Source organism: Pseudodesulfovibrio indicus (assembly GCF_001563225.1).
GTDB classification, from domain to species: Bacteria; Desulfobacterota; Desulfovibrionia; order Desulfovibrionales; family Desulfovibrionaceae; genus Pseudodesulfovibrio; species Pseudodesulfovibrio indicus.
In genome coordinates this window covers 60364-74788 of sequence record NZ_CP014206.1, presented here as the reverse complement: position 1 = coordinate 74788, position 14425 = coordinate 60364, and the positions used below count along the sequence as shown (strand labels likewise).

Annotated in this window: 12 protein-coding genes, 1 tRNA gene and 1 other RNA gene; 5 read left to right on the top strand and 9 right to left on the bottom strand. The window is 65.7% G+C overall.

What is annotated here, in order from left to right; all coding sequences use genetic code 11:
• Nucleotides 1-305: 305 nt before the first annotated feature.
• Nucleotides 306-983, top strand: a complete 678-nt coding sequence (locus tag AWY79_RS00425; protein ID WP_066806876.1) for a 16S rRNA (guanine(527)-N(7))-methyltransferase RsmG — start codon at nt 306-308, stop codon at nt 981-983.
• A 280-nt stretch (nt 984-1263) separates the two neighbouring features.
• On the opposite strand, the gene cysS is transcribed toward AWY79_RS00425, so the two are convergent.
• From cysS to AWY79_RS00385, 8 genes are all read right to left on the bottom strand, one after another.
• The gene (gene cysS, locus AWY79_RS00420) at nt 1264-2721 is read right to left on the bottom strand and encodes a cysteine--tRNA ligase (RefSeq protein ID WP_066799015.1); all 1458 of its coding nucleotides are present in this window, start codon (nt 2719-2721) and stop codon (nt 1264-1266) included.
• A gap of 43 nt (nt 2722-2764) precedes the next feature.
• Nucleotides 2765-3646, bottom strand: coding sequence for a hypothetical protein (locus AWY79_RS00415; protein ID WP_066799013.1), 882 nt, complete (start codon nt 3644-3646; stop codon nt 2765-2767).
• Nucleotides 3647-3649: 3 nt separating this feature from the next.
• Nucleotides 3650-4834 carry a 2-C-methyl-D-erythritol 4-phosphate cytidylyltransferase gene (ispD, locus tag AWY79_RS00410; protein WP_078063540.1) on the bottom strand — a complete coding sequence of 395 codons (1185 nt, stop codon included), beginning with the start codon at nt 4832-4834 and terminating at the stop codon, nt 3650-3652.
• A gap of 75 nt (nt 4835-4909) precedes the next feature.
• An RNA gene (gene rnpB / locus AWY79_RS00405) (RNase P RNA component class A) lies at nt 4910-5271 on the bottom strand.
• A gap of 11 nt (nt 5272-5282) precedes the next feature.
• Nucleotides 5283-6017: a zinc ribbon domain-containing protein gene (locus tag AWY79_RS00400; protein WP_066799009.1), complete on the bottom strand. Its 735-nt coding sequence runs from the start codon at nt 6015-6017 to the stop codon at nt 5283-5285.
• 45 nt (nt 6018-6062) lie between these two features.
• Nucleotides 6063-7055 carry a Nif3-like dinuclear metal center hexameric protein gene (locus tag AWY79_RS00395; RefSeq protein ID WP_066799007.1) on the bottom strand — a complete coding sequence of 331 codons (993 nt, stop codon included), beginning with the start codon at nt 7053-7055 and terminating at the stop codon, nt 6063-6065.
• Between the two features lie 170 nt (nt 7056-7225).
• Nucleotides 7226-7301, bottom strand: a tRNA-Ile gene (locus AWY79_RS00390).
• Between the two features lie 389 nt (nt 7302-7690).
• Nucleotides 7691-9124 carry an MATE family efflux transporter gene (locus tag AWY79_RS00385; RefSeq protein ID WP_233490964.1) on the bottom strand — a complete coding sequence of 478 codons (1434 nt, stop codon included), beginning with the start codon at nt 9122-9124 and terminating at the stop codon, nt 7691-7693.
• A 71-nt stretch (nt 9125-9195) separates the two neighbouring features.
• On the opposite strand from AWY79_RS00385, the gene AWY79_RS00380 reads away from it, so the two are divergent.
• The 4 genes from AWY79_RS00380 to AWY79_RS00365 all read left to right on the top strand — a co-directional run bounded on the left by AWY79_RS00380 (nt 9196) and on the right by AWY79_RS00365 (nt 12794).
• Nucleotides 9196-9900, top strand: a complete 705-nt coding sequence (locus tag AWY79_RS00380) for a hypothetical protein (RefSeq protein WP_066799005.1) — start codon at nt 9196-9198, stop codon at nt 9898-9900.
• A 43-nt stretch (nt 9901-9943) separates the two neighbouring features.
• Nucleotides 9944-10777, top strand: a complete 834-nt coding sequence (locus tag AWY79_RS00375; protein ID WP_066799003.1) for an AraC family transcriptional regulator — start codon at nt 9944-9946, stop codon at nt 10775-10777.
• Between the two features lie 92 nt (nt 10778-10869).
• Nucleotides 10870-11820 carry a proline dehydrogenase family protein gene (locus AWY79_RS00370; protein WP_066799002.1) on the top strand — a complete coding sequence of 317 codons (951 nt, stop codon included), beginning with the start codon at nt 10870-10872 and terminating at the stop codon, nt 11818-11820.
• 77 nt (nt 11821-11897) lie between these two features.
• Nucleotides 11898-12794, top strand: a complete 897-nt coding sequence (locus AWY79_RS00365; RefSeq protein ID WP_066799001.1) for a DMT family transporter — start codon at nt 11898-11900, stop codon at nt 12792-12794.
• Nucleotides 12795-13315: 521 nt separating this feature from the next.
• On the opposite strand, the gene AWY79_RS00360 is transcribed toward AWY79_RS00365, so the two are convergent.
• Nucleotides 13316-14380 (bottom strand): phosphotransacetylase family protein, encoded by a 1065-nt coding sequence (locus AWY79_RS00360; RefSeq protein WP_066799000.1) that lies wholly within the window; start codon nt 14378-14380, stop codon nt 13316-13318.
• Nucleotides 14381-14425: the final 45 nt, after the last annotated feature.

Here is a 14425-nt window from a genome sequence, read left to right as displayed (position 1 = left end):
CGCCTCAAAGGTGCTCCAGGGAGAGGGCTGTTCAACTTTTGCGCTCCGATGGGGCGCTTTTTTTGTGGGAAAAGTTCGGTTTGTTGACCTGGGTCAATGTTTTTTGGGGGCGGGGTTGGTAGGGGTGAGGTGCGGACGGTCGGGGAGCCGGCTGTTCGCAAGAGCACACTCTCTCGGGCGGCCGCCATTCCGTCCGGAACCGACACACCCTCTCCTCCTCAACGAAGGCCGTCCCCCCAAGGGCGGCCTTCCGGGGTGTGTGGGCGGCGCTGGATTGTTTGGGCGAAAGCGGGTATTCGCTCCCCATGGCCGATACCAATCCGACAACCGACGCGGTGCTGGAAGCCGCCAGCCGTCTGGGGCGACCCGTGGAGCCGGAACAAGGCGCACTGCTGGCCGCGTACCTGGACCAGCTCGTCAAGTGGAACAGGAAGATGAACCTGGTGGGCAAGTCCGACTGGCGCTCCGTGTTCGACACCCTGGTGGTGGACTCCCTGTTCCTGGCCGATTTCCTGGCCGGGATGAATCTGCCGGACCGCCCGCTGTGCCTCGACTTCGGGGCCGGTGCCGGGTTGCCCGGCATCCCCCTGCGCGTGCTCTGGCAACAGGGCGACTACTGGCTGGTCGAGGTCCGTGAGAAGCGCGCCACCTTCATGAAGAGCGTGCTCGGGCGGCTGCGTCTGCCCGCCACCAACGTCTTCGCGGGCCGCGCCGAGGACGCCCTGGAACGCCTGGCCCAGGCCGGGCACCAGGCCACCGCCGACCTCATCCTCAGCCGCGCCTTCATGCCCTGGCAGGGGCTCCTGGACTTCATCCGCCCCATGCTGCGCAACGAGCCGGACCGCAGCGGCGCGGCCGTGATCCTGTCGAACGATCCGCCCCCCGCCGAGTCCGCCATCCCAACGGGCTGGCAACTCGCCGACGTCGCCTCCTATCCGGCGGCGGGAGGCGAACGCTACTTCTGGTCGTTCAGGGTCGAGTAATGCCTCCGGCGGCCAGAGGGGGAAACTTTCGAGAAAGTTTCCCCCTCTGGACTCCCCCTTCAAAGCTTTTTGTGTGCCTTCGGCAAATCTCGGCGGACACGCAAAGAAGGCCTCCGTTCCATGGAACAGAGGCCTTTTCGTCGTCAACCGACCCCGCGAAGCGGCGCCAAAAAGTTTCGGAAAGGAGAGGGGATAGGGGTCCGGGGGAAGGGGAGAGGGAAAGCCCTTTACAAAGGGTTTCCCTCTCCCCTTCCCCCGGCCGCCGGAGGCGCCTTCCCCTCTACAGCACGTCCCAGGTGGCGCCTTGCGGGGTGTCCTTGACCTCGACCTGCATAGCCGCGAGTTCGTCGCGGATGGCGTCGGACTTGGCGAAGTCCTTGTCCGCGCGGGCCTGTTTGCGGGCGTCGAGGAGCTCCTGGACCTTGGCCGGGTCGATGCCCGCGCGGGCGGCGCGGTTGTCGCGCAGCTCGGTCAGGAACTCGGCGGGGTCGCGCTCGAAGATGCCGAGCACCCCGGCCCACTTGGCCACATCGGCCTTGATGCGTTCGAAGAAGTCGCGGCCCCCTTCGGACTTGCGGAGGTTCTTGTCCTCGCACACGCGCCCGGCGAGGCGGACGGCGGAGAACACGTGGCCGAGCGCCCCGGCGGTGTTCAGGTCGTCGGCCATGGCCTCGTCGAAGTGCTTCTCGATGGCCTCCAGCTCGGCGGTCAGCTCCTCGGGGAACGGGGATTTCTTCCAGGCGGTCTTGGCCAGCTCCGCGTTCACCTGGTTGAGGGCGGAGTAGATGCGCTTGACGCCCTTTTCAGCCTCTTCCAGGGCCTCGAAGGAAAAGTCGAGCGGGCTGCGATAGTGCATGGTCAGCAGGAAATAGCGCAGGGTCTCGGCCAGGAACTTGTCCAGGATGTCGCGGATGGTGAAGAAGTTGCCCAGCGATTTGGACATTTTCTCGGAGTTGATCTGCACGAACCCGTTGTGCACCCAGTAGTTGGCGAACGGCTTGCCCGTGGCGGCCTCGGATTGGGCCACCTCGTTTTCGTGGTGCGGGAAGGACAGGTCCTGGCCGCCGCCGTGGATGTCGAGCGGCAGGGGGGAGTATTTCTCGGACATGGCCGAGCACTCCAGGTGCCAGCCGGGACGGCCCTTGCCCCAGGGGGATTCCCAGAACGGCTCGCCGGGCTTGGCGCCTTTCCACAGGGCGAAGTCCAGCGGGTCCTGCTTCTGCTCGCCGGGGGCGATGCGCGCGCCGGACTCCAACTCGTCGATGTTGCGGCCCGAGAGCTTGCCGTAGCCCTCGAAGGAGCGGACCTTGAAATACACGTCGCCGTCCGGGGTGGGGTAGGCGTGGCCCTTGTCGATGAGCCGCTGGGTCAGCTCGATCATCTCCGGGATGTGCTCGGTGCACTTGGGCTCCACCGTGGGCCGCTGGATGTTCAGCTTGTCCATGTCCACGTAGAACTCGCCGATGAATTTCTCGGCGATCTCGCTCGCTTCCTTGCCCACCTCGCCCGCGCGCTTGATGATCTTGTCGTCGATGTCCGTGAAGTTGCGGATGAAGTTGACGTTGTAGCCCACGGACTTCAGGTAGCGGTACAGGACGTCGAAGACCACGCTGGAGCGGGCGTGCCCGATGTGACAGAGGTCGTAGGCCGTGATGCCGCAGACGTACATGTTGACGTCGTTGTTGTTGGCCGGGACGAACTCTTCCTTCTGCCGTTTGAGCGTGTTGTAGATTCTCATTGGATTACTCCATTTTTATTTCATTGAAATAATGCAACTTTGATTAAAAATCGGGTGCAGGTTCCAGGCGCGCGTCCGTGTTCAGCAGGCTGAGATTCTCGAACAGGTCGCGGCCCATGAAGAAGTAGAGCACCGGGACGGGCGCGGCCGGTGACGCGGACAGGGTCAGGGTGCCGGGCTCGTTCAGGAACCGCTTGAGGCCGAGCATGGTCCGCTTGGCCGGTTCGTTCTGCTGGCTGTCCGCGTAGTTGGCCAGCCCGTCCAGCTCGGCGCTGATGCTGTTCAAGGTGGTGGCCCGGGACACGTTCATGCGTGCGGCCCAGTCCGCGAGGATGAGGTCCATCAGCTCGCGGTTCTCGAAGGTCAGCGCGGCCTCGCGGATGTCCAGGGAGAACCCCTGTTCCGTGCGGAACCCGCCCAGGTCGAGGTTGCCGACCTGGCCGGAGAAGCGCAGGGAGCCGAGCTTGGGGTCGTCCAGGGAGAGGGTCCGCACGGTCAGGATGCGTCCCTCGGGGTCGTAGGCGTAGTCGAGCGCGCCGTTGCCGGAGAGGGTCTCTATGCCCATGCCCCGGAGATAGGGAGCCCAGTCGCCGAAATTCTGCGGGGTCACCGGGATGGTCAGGCCGCGCGCGGTCAGGGTGGCGAACCGGGGCACCGCGTTCTTCTGGTCGAAGGCGGTGATGGACACCTCGTCCGCCTGGACGTGCTGGCCCGAGGGGAACAGGGCGTCCACCCCCTCAAGGGTCACGGCGTGATCCATGATGTCCACGGACAGGTCCGCGTAGGAAAAGGCCAGACCGGGCGTCTCGGCCACGGCGCGGGACAGCTCCTTGTCCACCTCGGAATTGACGAACCATTTCAGGCCGAAGAAGCAAAGCGTCACGAAGATGACGAAGGAGAGGAGGAATTTCTTCAGCCCGGACACGGTCTACAGCTCCTTCAGGCCGGTGACCGAGGCCACGGCCTTGATGCCTTTTTTCTCGCCGGTGAAGCCGAGCTTCTCTTCGGTGGTGGCCTTGAAGTTGACCTGATGCGGCTCCAGGCCGAGCAGCCGGGCCGCGTTGCGCGCGATCAGCGCGCTGTGGGGCGCGAGCCTCGGCACCTGGGTGATGACGGTCAGGTCCGCGTGGACGATGCGCGTTCCGGCGCGTTCGGCCATGGTCAGCACCTCGCGCACCAGCATGCCGGAGTTGGCGTTGTCGAAATTCGGGTCGTTGTCCGGGAAGTGGGTGCCGATGTCCCCGCCGCCGAAGGTGCCGAGGATGGCGTCGGCCAGGGCGTGCAGCAGCACGTCGCCGTCCGAGTGGGCGACTATGGTCGGCCCGCCGGGGATGTTCACGCCGCCCAGCACCATGGGGCGGTCGTTCTCGCCGCCGAACCGGTGCACGTCGTACCCCCAGCCCACGCACGGGACCGTGGTCCGCGCGTCCTTGAGCCGGTTCAGGTCCTCGGGGACGGTGATCTTGACGTTGGCGGCCTCGCCGGGGACGGTGACCACCTCGGCCAGCCGCTCCACCATGGAGGCGTCGTCCGTGACCTCCCAGCCCTCGGCCAGGGCGCGCTCGTGCGCTTCCTTCAGGATCGCGGTCTCGAACCCCTGGGGGGTCTGCACCGCTGCCAGCTCGGCGCGGTTCAGGGTCTCGGCCACCTTCCCGCCGTCCACCCGCTTGACCGTGTCGGTCACCGGGATGACCGGGATGACGCCTTGCGCGCCGTTTTCAAGGGCGGTGATCAGGTCGGCCAGGATGCGGGGGGAGAAAAAGGGCCGGGCCGAGTCGTGGACCAGCACGCTCGCGCAGTCGCGGGGCAGGGCGGCCAACCCGTTGCGGACCGAGTCCTGGCGGCGCTCGCCGCCCGCGGTCACGACCCACTTCACGCCCAGGTCCTCGGTCCTGAAGGCCTGGCGGACCTGTTTCTCCATGGCCGTGACGTCGTCGGGCGGGAACACGAAGACCAGCCCCTTGATCCCCGCATTGCGGGAGAAGGTCCGGGCGGAGTGCCAGAACAGCGGCGCGCCGCGGTATTCGAGGTACTGCTTGCGCTCGCCGCCCGAGGCTTCGGCCAGTCTCCTGCCGGAGCCGGCGGCCAGGATGATGCCCCAGATGTCGTTCATCGATGGTCCCCGCATGGTCCCAGGGTTGATAATGGGCGCACGGGGGAGGGGAAGCCTCCCCCGTGCGGTATCACAAGTCGGAGCCGGTCATAAGCCGGGTTTTGTTCCCCTTTCGGGGCGGTCATCATTCATCTAGGCCGCCCGTTACCGGACGGCTCGAGCAACCAACCCGACAGCTTCGGCCGGGCCGGCCTCAAACGCTGTCCTATTCGGTCTTGCTCCGGACGGAGTTCACCTGGCCTGCCGCGTCACCGCGACAGCCGGTGGGCTCTTACCCCACCGTTTCACCCTTACCGCCGGGGAACCCCCGGAGGCGGTCTGCTTTCTGTTGCACTTGACGGAGATCACTCCCCCTGGGCGTTACCCAGCGTCCTGCCCTGCGGAGCCCGGACTTTCCTCCCCGGCCGTGAGGCCGCGGCGATGACCCGTCCGACTCCAGACTTGTCTGCTATTGCTGTTCGGCTGCGGGCTGCACGTGGGCCTGCCAGTAGATCAGCCGCTGGCAGTTGGGGCAGCTCAGGATCTGCTGGCCCTTCTGCAGGTCGTTGTAGGCCTGCGGCGGGATCATGATGTTGCAGCCCGCGCACACGCCCTCGGACACCGGCACGATGACCGGGTGTTCCATGCGCTCGCGGATGAATTCGTAGCGGCCCAGGATCGGCGGCGGCACGGCCTTGCAGGCCTTCTTGCGCTTGCGGACCAGGGTCTCCAGCTTCTTGTTGGCCTTGTCCAACCGCTCGTCCAGGGTGGTCTTGAGGGCGTCGTACTGTTCCTGCACGCCGCTCATCTCGTCGTTCAGGGCCTGGGTGGCCTCGTCCTGGCGGACCAGCTCCTCGCGCACGGCCTCCTGCTCGTCGTCGCGCATGCGGTTGAGCTTCTCCAGGGAATCCATCTCGCGCATCATGGCGTGGTATTCCTTGGTGTTGCCCACGAGCATCAGCTTGTTCTTGGACTTCTTGATCTTGCCCGCGTCCTCTTCGATCTCGAAGGAGAGCTTCTTCTTCTGCTCCTTGAGGATGGACATCTTCTCGTCGATCTGGGTGCGACGCTCCTCGAATTCGCCCATCTGCTCCTCAAGATCGGTAAGCTCCTTGGGGGCCTGCTCGATCTCGGAAGTGAGCTCAAGGATCTCGTCGTCCACTTCCTGAAGGACGATCAACTGTTCAATCTGTTTCTGGTACATGGGTTTACCTCGCTGTCTATTTGAAATCACGAAAAAGTGTGTCTGCTAACCAACATACGGGCGGAAGGGGTCCACGCCCTCGAAAAAGCGGACCTCGGCGTCCAGGGTCTCGCCCAGCTCCAGGGCGAACCGGCGCATCATCTCCTCCTCAAAGGAGAAGTGGCCCACGTCCACCACGCAGACCGGGGCTTCCACCGCCGCGTGGTACTTCATGTCCCCGGTCACGAACACGTCCGCGCCCGCGCGGGCCGCCGCCGCGATCATGTCCGCGCCCGATCCGCCGCAGTAGGCCACGCGGCCCACGGTCTCCGGCTGCGGCCCGGCCGAGCGCAGCCCCGACCCTCCGGTCAGGGCGGCCAGCCGGTCCATGAACGCGGAAAACGCCATGGGCTCGGGCAGGTCGCCGGTCTCGCCGAACCCGACCTCGCTCCTCGGCGCGGTCAGGGAGCGCAGGTAGAACAGGGGACGCCTGCCCAGGGAAAATTCGATCCGCGAGGCCACCTCGTTCCAGTGGTCCTCGTCCACCACCAGCCGGACCTCGCCGGTGCGGCTCTGGGCCACGGAGTGGACGCCCTCGTGATTGGCCCAGATGTCGGCGGCCTCGCGGGAGATCGGCTCCTCGCAGTAGAAGGACGCCTCCACCGGGGTGTCGGCGCGCTCCACCTCCAGCAGCCGCCCGCCCGTCAGCCCGAGTTCCCGGCCCAGCCAGAAGGCGGGACCGTCGGGCCGCGTGTCCAGGGAGGTGTGCGCGCTGTAGAGCCACGCCCCGGCGCCGATGACCCGGCGCAGCACGTCCAGATACATTCCCTCCGCGCTCGGCGGTTTGGGCTTCATGTACAGGGGATGGTGGGTGATCACCGCGCCCGCGCCCCAGTCCAGGCAGCGGGCCACGGCCTCCGGGGTCGGCTCCAGGGTCACGGCCACCTTGGCGGTCTCGGCCAGGGTTCCGGCCACCTGGACCCCGGAATTGTCCCACGCGCTCTGGTTCGCCTCGGGGGCGAGCTGTCGGAAAATCGATAAAATATCTTTAATTTTCATACACTTATCCCCACTTACCATAAAAAGCATGCTCCCGTAGGGTTTCCCCCTCGGGAGCATCCTCTGTCCTCTTCGATCACCCGGCCTTGGGCCTTGATGGGAGATTTCAGGATATATGCGTTCACCAGATTTCTGGTCGTGGTCAACTACGTCCTCCGGCAAGGGGTCATTGGTAGGCCAGCCAGGATTCGAACCTGGGACCGACCGGTTATGAGCCGGTGGCTCTGCCAACTGAGCTACTGGCCCGCCGTGGAGTTGGGTACCATAGCCGCAAGGCGGCTGTTGTGTCAAGAGTGCGGCGAGCGGCTTGGGATAGCGGGCCATCTGCACATTTTCCCCGGGGGGCTTTCCTCCTCACGTAGGCCGACTCCGCTGCGGTGAAAGCCCCCCGGAAGTACCTAAGGCATAAGATCTTGTACGGCTCGAAGACTCGCCTACAATTCACTTAAAAATGCACGCCTGCCCCGCTCTCACAAGCCTCGCTGCTTACGCACTCGGATGGAGAGAGCCGCTGTTCGAGGCAGGAAGCCTCGAATGCGCTCCAGAAGAGGACGGTTGTTCGTTACGTCCTGCAGTAGAGAGCCGCTGTCGGGCGGCTGCGCCTCCCGAATCGCTCCAAAGAGGGGGTATTAACCTTACTTGTGTGCGGCGGGAGAGCCGCTGTTTGGGGCTTTGCCCCAAAGGCACTCCAAAGACGGGAGGTTATCCCTTTTCGGCTTCCACCTTGCGGATGGTGCGGCGGGCGAACCAGAGGGCGATGACGGCGGAGGTCCAGACGATGGCGAGGATGGAGAACCACAGGGCGGTGATGGGGTAGTCCAGAACCTGGGTGAACAGGGTGAAGAGCAGGAGGGGGCGGCCACCTGGCGGGAGAGGCCGAGCCAGATGGCGAACAGGGGGCGTTTCATGCCCTGGAGGACCGAGGTGGGTACGAAGATGGCCACGTAGCCGTAGAGGGTGAAGGCGTCGATGCGCAGGTAGCCCGCGCCCACGGCCACAACCGCCGGGTCCTGGGTGAAGATGCGCATGAGCGGTTCGGCGAACAGGAAGATGGGCACGGACAGGGGCAGGAGCAGGTACGCGCCGTAGATCAGATTCCGGCGCAGGTTCTCGCGCACGCGGTCGATCTTGCCCGCGCCGAAGTTCTGGGCCGTGATGGTCAGGGCGGCCACGGAGAGGCCGATGGTCGGCATGAGCACGATCTGGTCGATGCGGGTGGCGATGCCGTAGGCCGCCGACGCCTCGGGACCGAACCCGGACACGAACCGGAAGATGACGAAGAACCCGAGCGCGATGGTCATGGAGTTCAGCGAAGCCGGAAAACCCTGGTGGGCGATCTCGGCGTAGATGCGCGGGCGCGGGATCAGGTTGCGCCCCCTGGCGGTCTTGATCAGCCCGGTGCGCCGCGCCTTGAACGCCAGGTAGACCGCGCCCAGGGACTGGAGCACCACCGTGGCCCAGGCCACGCCCGCCAGCCCCATGGCCGGGAGCCCGAACCCGCCGTGGATGAACCACGGGTCCAGGACCACGTTCAGGGCCGCCGTGAAGCAGAGCACGTTGCGCAGGCTGGCCGTGTCGCCCTGGGACTGGAGCACCGCGTTGAACAGGTAGATGGCCACCGTGGACACGTTGCAGGCGAAGATCGGGTTCATGTACGCCAGGCACGTCTCCAGGTACTGGCCCTCGGCCCCCAGCCAGCCGAAGATGGCCGGGGAGAAGGTCAGCCCGAACCAGGCCAGGAACGCGGACACGAAAATCCCGAAGCTGAGCATCTGCACCGCCGTGAGCGCGGCCCGGTCGCGGTCTTTGGCCCCCAGGGCCGAGCCCATCAGTGCGGTGGACCCGGTGCCGATGCCGCTGGCCAGGGCGGTGATGATGAAAAAGACGGGCAGGGAGAGGGCCAGGGCGGCCTGGGCATGGGTGTCGATGCGCCCGGCCCACCAGGTGTCCACCACGTTGAACATGGTGTGGAAGAAGAACCCCACACTGGAAGGGATCGCAACCTGGCGGATCACTTCCGGAATGGGGCGCGAGGTCAGGTCGGTCTTGTCGAGGGCGGGCGCTGTCATGCGCCCATTGTATACATTTGCCTTCGCGTGATACAGTTATTTCATCTTTCCGTTCGCAAAGGAGGCCCGCCATGCCCAAAAAGGGACTGATCCTGACCGTTCTGGCCGCAGCCGTGCTGCTCGCCGCCAACGCCCTCGCCGAGTCCAGGGTGCTGACCTTCGACGGCGACGGCTGGGGGACCGGCGTGTGGGGCGCGTACAACACCACCATCCGCATGGAACCCTCCGGCGGCAATCCCGGCGCCTGCGTCCGGTTCCACGGCATCGGCGGGCTGGGCGGCTCCTTCGCCAACCAGGGGGTCACCGGCGACCTGGCGGCAGCGGGGTTCACCCGGCTGTCCATGGACATCAAGGCCGTCCAGTGGTTCCTGCGTCCGGACAACACCAGGCCCAAGGGATTCTTCTTCATCCGCAACGACTCCGGAGCCGCCCCGTGGGTCAAGGCGATCCCCCTCTTTGCGCCGACCACCGCCGCGTACAAGACCTGCTTCGTGAATTTCAATCCGGCGTGGACCGACGCCCAGGCCCGGGCCGACGGCTGGACCGCCATGGCCTTCCCCGGCACCATTGGCACCGTTTCCTTTGCCGAAACCCTGCGCCGCGTGGCCCAGACCGGCTTCTGGGTCCAGGATCTTTCCGCCGGGGCCGAATGCTCCGTGCTGGTAGACAACTGGACCCTCGGCACCCGCACCGCCATGATGCCCATGAAAAAGGACATGAAGATGGACCCCAAGCGGCGGATTCAGCCGTTCCCCGGGGTGCCCAACAAGCAATAGCCGGTTGTTGACGGCCAAGCCCCCCTCCCTGTAGCCTCGGCCCATGGGAAAGCAACCGACCAATGCGGAGGTCCGCTTCTGGCGCGACCCCGACCTGCCGGGCGTTGAAGTGCGCCGGTCCTCCTACAACGAGGAGGCCTTCCGCACCCACGTCCACGCCGAGTACTCCATCGGCTTCATCGAGACCGGCCGGACCACCTTCGAGCTGGACGGCATCCCGCACGCCGCCGCCACCGGGCAGCTCGTGTTCATCGGCCCGAATCAGGCCCACGCCTGCAACCCGGACCTCGGCTCGGGCATGACCTACCGCATGTTCTACATCGACCCGAAATGGCTCATCGCCATGGCGGGAGAAGTCTTCGGCACCGGCCACGAGCCGCCCCGGTTTCCGGCCCCGGTGGTGGACGACCGGCAACTTGCCGATATCCTCCTCGCCCTGTACCAGGCCATTGCCGAGGGCGCGGACCGGTTGGAAAAGGAGTCCCTTCTGGTCCAGATGCTGGCCGACGCCCTGACCCGCCACGCCGAGCCGGGCCGCCCCACCGAACCCTCCGGCGGCGAGGAGACCGTGGAGATCATCAAGACCTACCTGGCCGACAACCTGGCCGAAAAGGTCTCCCTCGACGATCTGGCGCGTGCCGCCAACCTCAGCCGCTACCACCTGCTGCGCGTGTTCCAGGCCGGGGCCGGACTGCCGCCCCACGCCTACCAGAACCAGCTTCGCGTGGATCTGGGCAGGCAGCTCCTGGCAAAGGGACACCCCGTCAGCGAGGTCGCCCTGGAAGCCGGGTTCGCGGACCAGTCGCACTTCACCCGCGTGTTCCGCAAATACACCGGGGCCACCCCGCGCCAGTACCGGGATTCCGGCCGGTCCTGATACGGCCGGTCCTGATCCGGACCGCAATTTCGTACAATACGCTCCCGTCGGCCACGGCTAGGGTCCATCTCCGCAACCAAAGGAGAAACCCCATGCTGTTATGGCAAAAGATGATGATCGGGCTGGCCCGGAGCGAATCCGTGACCCGCCGGATGCAGAATTCCCGGTACATGGCCCGGTTCGCCCGCCGGTTCGTGGGCGGCCGGGACGGGGCCGAAGGACTGGAGCGCGCGAAAACCCTGCGCGAACAGAACCTGTCCGCCTCCCTGTTCTACCTCGGGGAATACGTGGCCGACCCGCAGGAGATCGCAACCACCCGCCGGGCCTTGTCCGACGCGGCCAAGGGGTTGGGTGCATCCGGCCTGGACGTGCACCTGTCCGTGGACCCCACCCAGCTGGGCGCCATGCTCTCCTGGGAAACCTGTCGCGAGAATGTGACGGCCCTGGCCCGCGAAGTGGCGGACCATGCCGGGAATGGACGGGACGTTCTCATGCTCGACATGGAGGACTCTTCGGTCACCGAACCGACCCTGGACCTCTACCATTTCCTGCGCAACGAGGGGTTGCCCGCGGCCGTGACCGTGCAGGCCTACCTGCACCGCACGCCCGGCGATCTGGCCCGGCTGGTGGCGGACGGGGCCATGGTCCGGCTGGTCAAGGGGGCCTTTGCCGAATCCGGCAAGGTGGCCGTGACCGGAAGACATGACCGGGACGAGGCCTACCGCAAGGCCGTCGTAACGCTGCTCTCGCCCAAGGCCCGCGAACGGGGCGTGTATCCGGTGTTCGGCACCCACGACCACCGCATGGTCGCCTTTGCCGAGCACGTGGCCGCGACCAACGGCTGGCGACGGGACCAGTGGGAAGTGGAAATGCTCCTGGGCGTGCGCTCCGCCTACCAGCGCGAACTGGCCGCCCGAGGCGTTGCCGTGCGTCTGTATCTGCCGTTCGGCCGCGACTGGTGGCCCTATTCCATCCGCCGGGTGGGGGAGAACCCCAAAAACCTCGGATTCGTGTTCCGCTCCATGGCGGGCGGCGGCGAATAGCGCCGCTTCGCAATTTCGTACAATACCCGGCCCGCCCGCTTCGGCATGGTGTTCTCCCAAACCCACAGGAGAACACCATGTCCGATACTTCCGCCGCTCTGGAGCGTAATTCCGCCTCCTACCTCGCCCCCGCCTTCCTGGCGATTACCGTCCTGCTCTGGGGCACCTCGTTCATGGCCACCAAGACCGCCCTGGCCGGGTTCGCGCCCTCGACCATGGTCTGGCTGCGCATGACCATCGCCACGCTCATGATACTGCCCATGGCCCGGCGCATCCCCAAGCCCGACTACCGGCCCGGCGACTGGAAGATCCTCGCCTTCCTCTGCCTCATGCAGCCGTGCCTCTATTTCCTGCTCGAAAGCAACGCCGTGAACCTGACCACCTCGTCCCAGGCGGGCATGCTCTCCTGCCTGGTGCCGCTGCTCGTGGCCGCCGGGGCGTGGATCATCCTGCGCGAACCCTTGACCCGCAACATCCTGCTCGGCCTGGCCGCGTCCATGGCGGGCGTGGTCTGGCTCTCCCTGGCCGGAGCGCCCGACGCTGACGCGCCCAACCCCGCCCTGGGCAACCTCCTGGAGGTCGGCGCGCTGACCTGCGCCGCCGTCTACATGGTGGTCATGAAACAACTCTCCACCCGCTACTCCACCTGGTGGCTCACCGGACTGCAATGCCTGGCCGGGGCCGTCTTCTTCCTGCCCGGCGGCATCCTGGCCGCGCCCACGGACTGGAGCGCCATCCCCCTGCGCGCCTGGCTCGGCGTGGGCTACCTCGGCGGGTTCGTCACCCTCGGCGCCTTCGGCCTGTACAACATGGCCCTGACCATGATGCCCGCCGGACGCGCCGCCCTGTCCATCAACATGGTCCCGCCCGTGGCCCTGGTCGCGGGCTGGCTCCTGCTCGGCGAAAGCCTGACCCTCGCCCAGATGGCCGCCTGCTGCGTGGTCGGGCTCGGGGTGTGGATCGGGCGGCGGTGAGGGGGGCGAAGTGCGAAGAGAAGAGAGAGGGGAAGCCGCTTCGCGGCGGGAGCGGGTGATTTCGCCTCCGGCGGGCAAGGGGTTGAGACCCCTTGCATCCCCGTTGTCGCCTGCGGCGAAGGGGGGCGGCTGGAGTTGGGGTGAGGCGGTGGGCGTGGACGGGCGCGGGCAGGCGGTGTCCCGAAGTGTTCGCGCCGGACGTCTGCGGCGCGCGGTCAGCCGCCCGGCGCGAACCCTCCGGGACGGTTCCCCACGCCGCCAGGCAGGGTGGACGAAAAGGGAATACGTCAGGGCGGCGAGTTGAAACTCAGCTCAAGAAAGCGATTGTCCTTTGTCAGCCCCAACCTCGCGAAGCGACCCAAAAAGTTTTGGAAGGATGGGGGGATGGGGGTCCGGGGGAAGGGGAGAAGGAAACCTTTTCCAAAAGGTTTCCTTCTCCCCTTCCCCCGGCCGCCGGAGGCAAAAAAAAGTGCGGGCCGCCAACGCGGCCCGCACTTTTCAGGTGCTCTCGGCTGGTCGGGCTATTTGAGGCCCAGTTCCTTTTTGAGGAATTCGAAGTCGATGTTGTTGGACACGAGTTCGGCGCCCTGTTTGATTTTGATGGCGTCGCGCAGTTTGTGTCGGGACAGGATGTCGTCCATCTTTTTGGCCACGGTGAAGGTATCTTCGCGGACCATGATGATGGGGGTTTCCAGAACTTCGGACCGGGTCAGGATGATGTCGTTGGGGTAGAGGTTGCCGGTCAGGATGAGGCAGGGGCAGTCGCCTTCCAGCGCCACGAGCTGCACGTCGGACCGGTCGCCGCCCACGATGATGGCGGAGTTCTTCTTCTTGCGGAAGTGGGTCATGAAGTTTTCGACCTGCATGGTGCCGATGAGGAAGGACTCGACCACGCGTTCGGACTTGTTGTGGGCGGAGATGATCTTGCCGCCCAGGCGGTCGGCGAGGTCGCCCACCTTGATGGCGCCCATGAGCGGGTCGCGGGGGATGACGCCGAGGATCTTGACGCCCTTGGCTTCCAGGGCCGGGCCGAGGAGCTGGGTGATCTCGTCCATGAAATTCGGGGGCACGTCGTTGAGGATGACGCCGGCCATGAGGTCGCCGAGGGTTTCCTTCATGACCATGAGATAGTCGTATTTGAGTTCCTTCTGGAACCGGTCGATGATCACGGTCTTGACGCCGAGCTTCTTGATCACGGAGATGGCGTCGGTGTCGCAGTACTTGCCGGAGTACATGGACCCGGACCCGGCCACCAGGGTGACGTCCTTGTCCTTGGACACGGCTTCGTAGCCGTCGACGATGGCGTCGAGCAGCCCTTCCATCTTGCCGGTGAACGCCTTGACCTTGAAGTCCTGGGTGACGACCACGGGGGTGACCATGGTCGGGTCTTCGCTGAGTCCGAGCACGTCCTGGACAAAGGCGGCGTCTTCGTCGCCGAGCTTGCCGTCGATCTCCATGGGCATGGCTCCGACCGGCTTCATGTAGCCCACGTTGTACCCGTCTTTTTGCAGGCGCATGCCCAGGCCCATGACGATCATGTTCTTGCCCGAGTATCCGGTTGTAGAGCCTATGTAGAGTCCAGCCATGCCTTATGTCCTCCTGGGGTGTGATGCGCGGGGCGGATCGGCGTC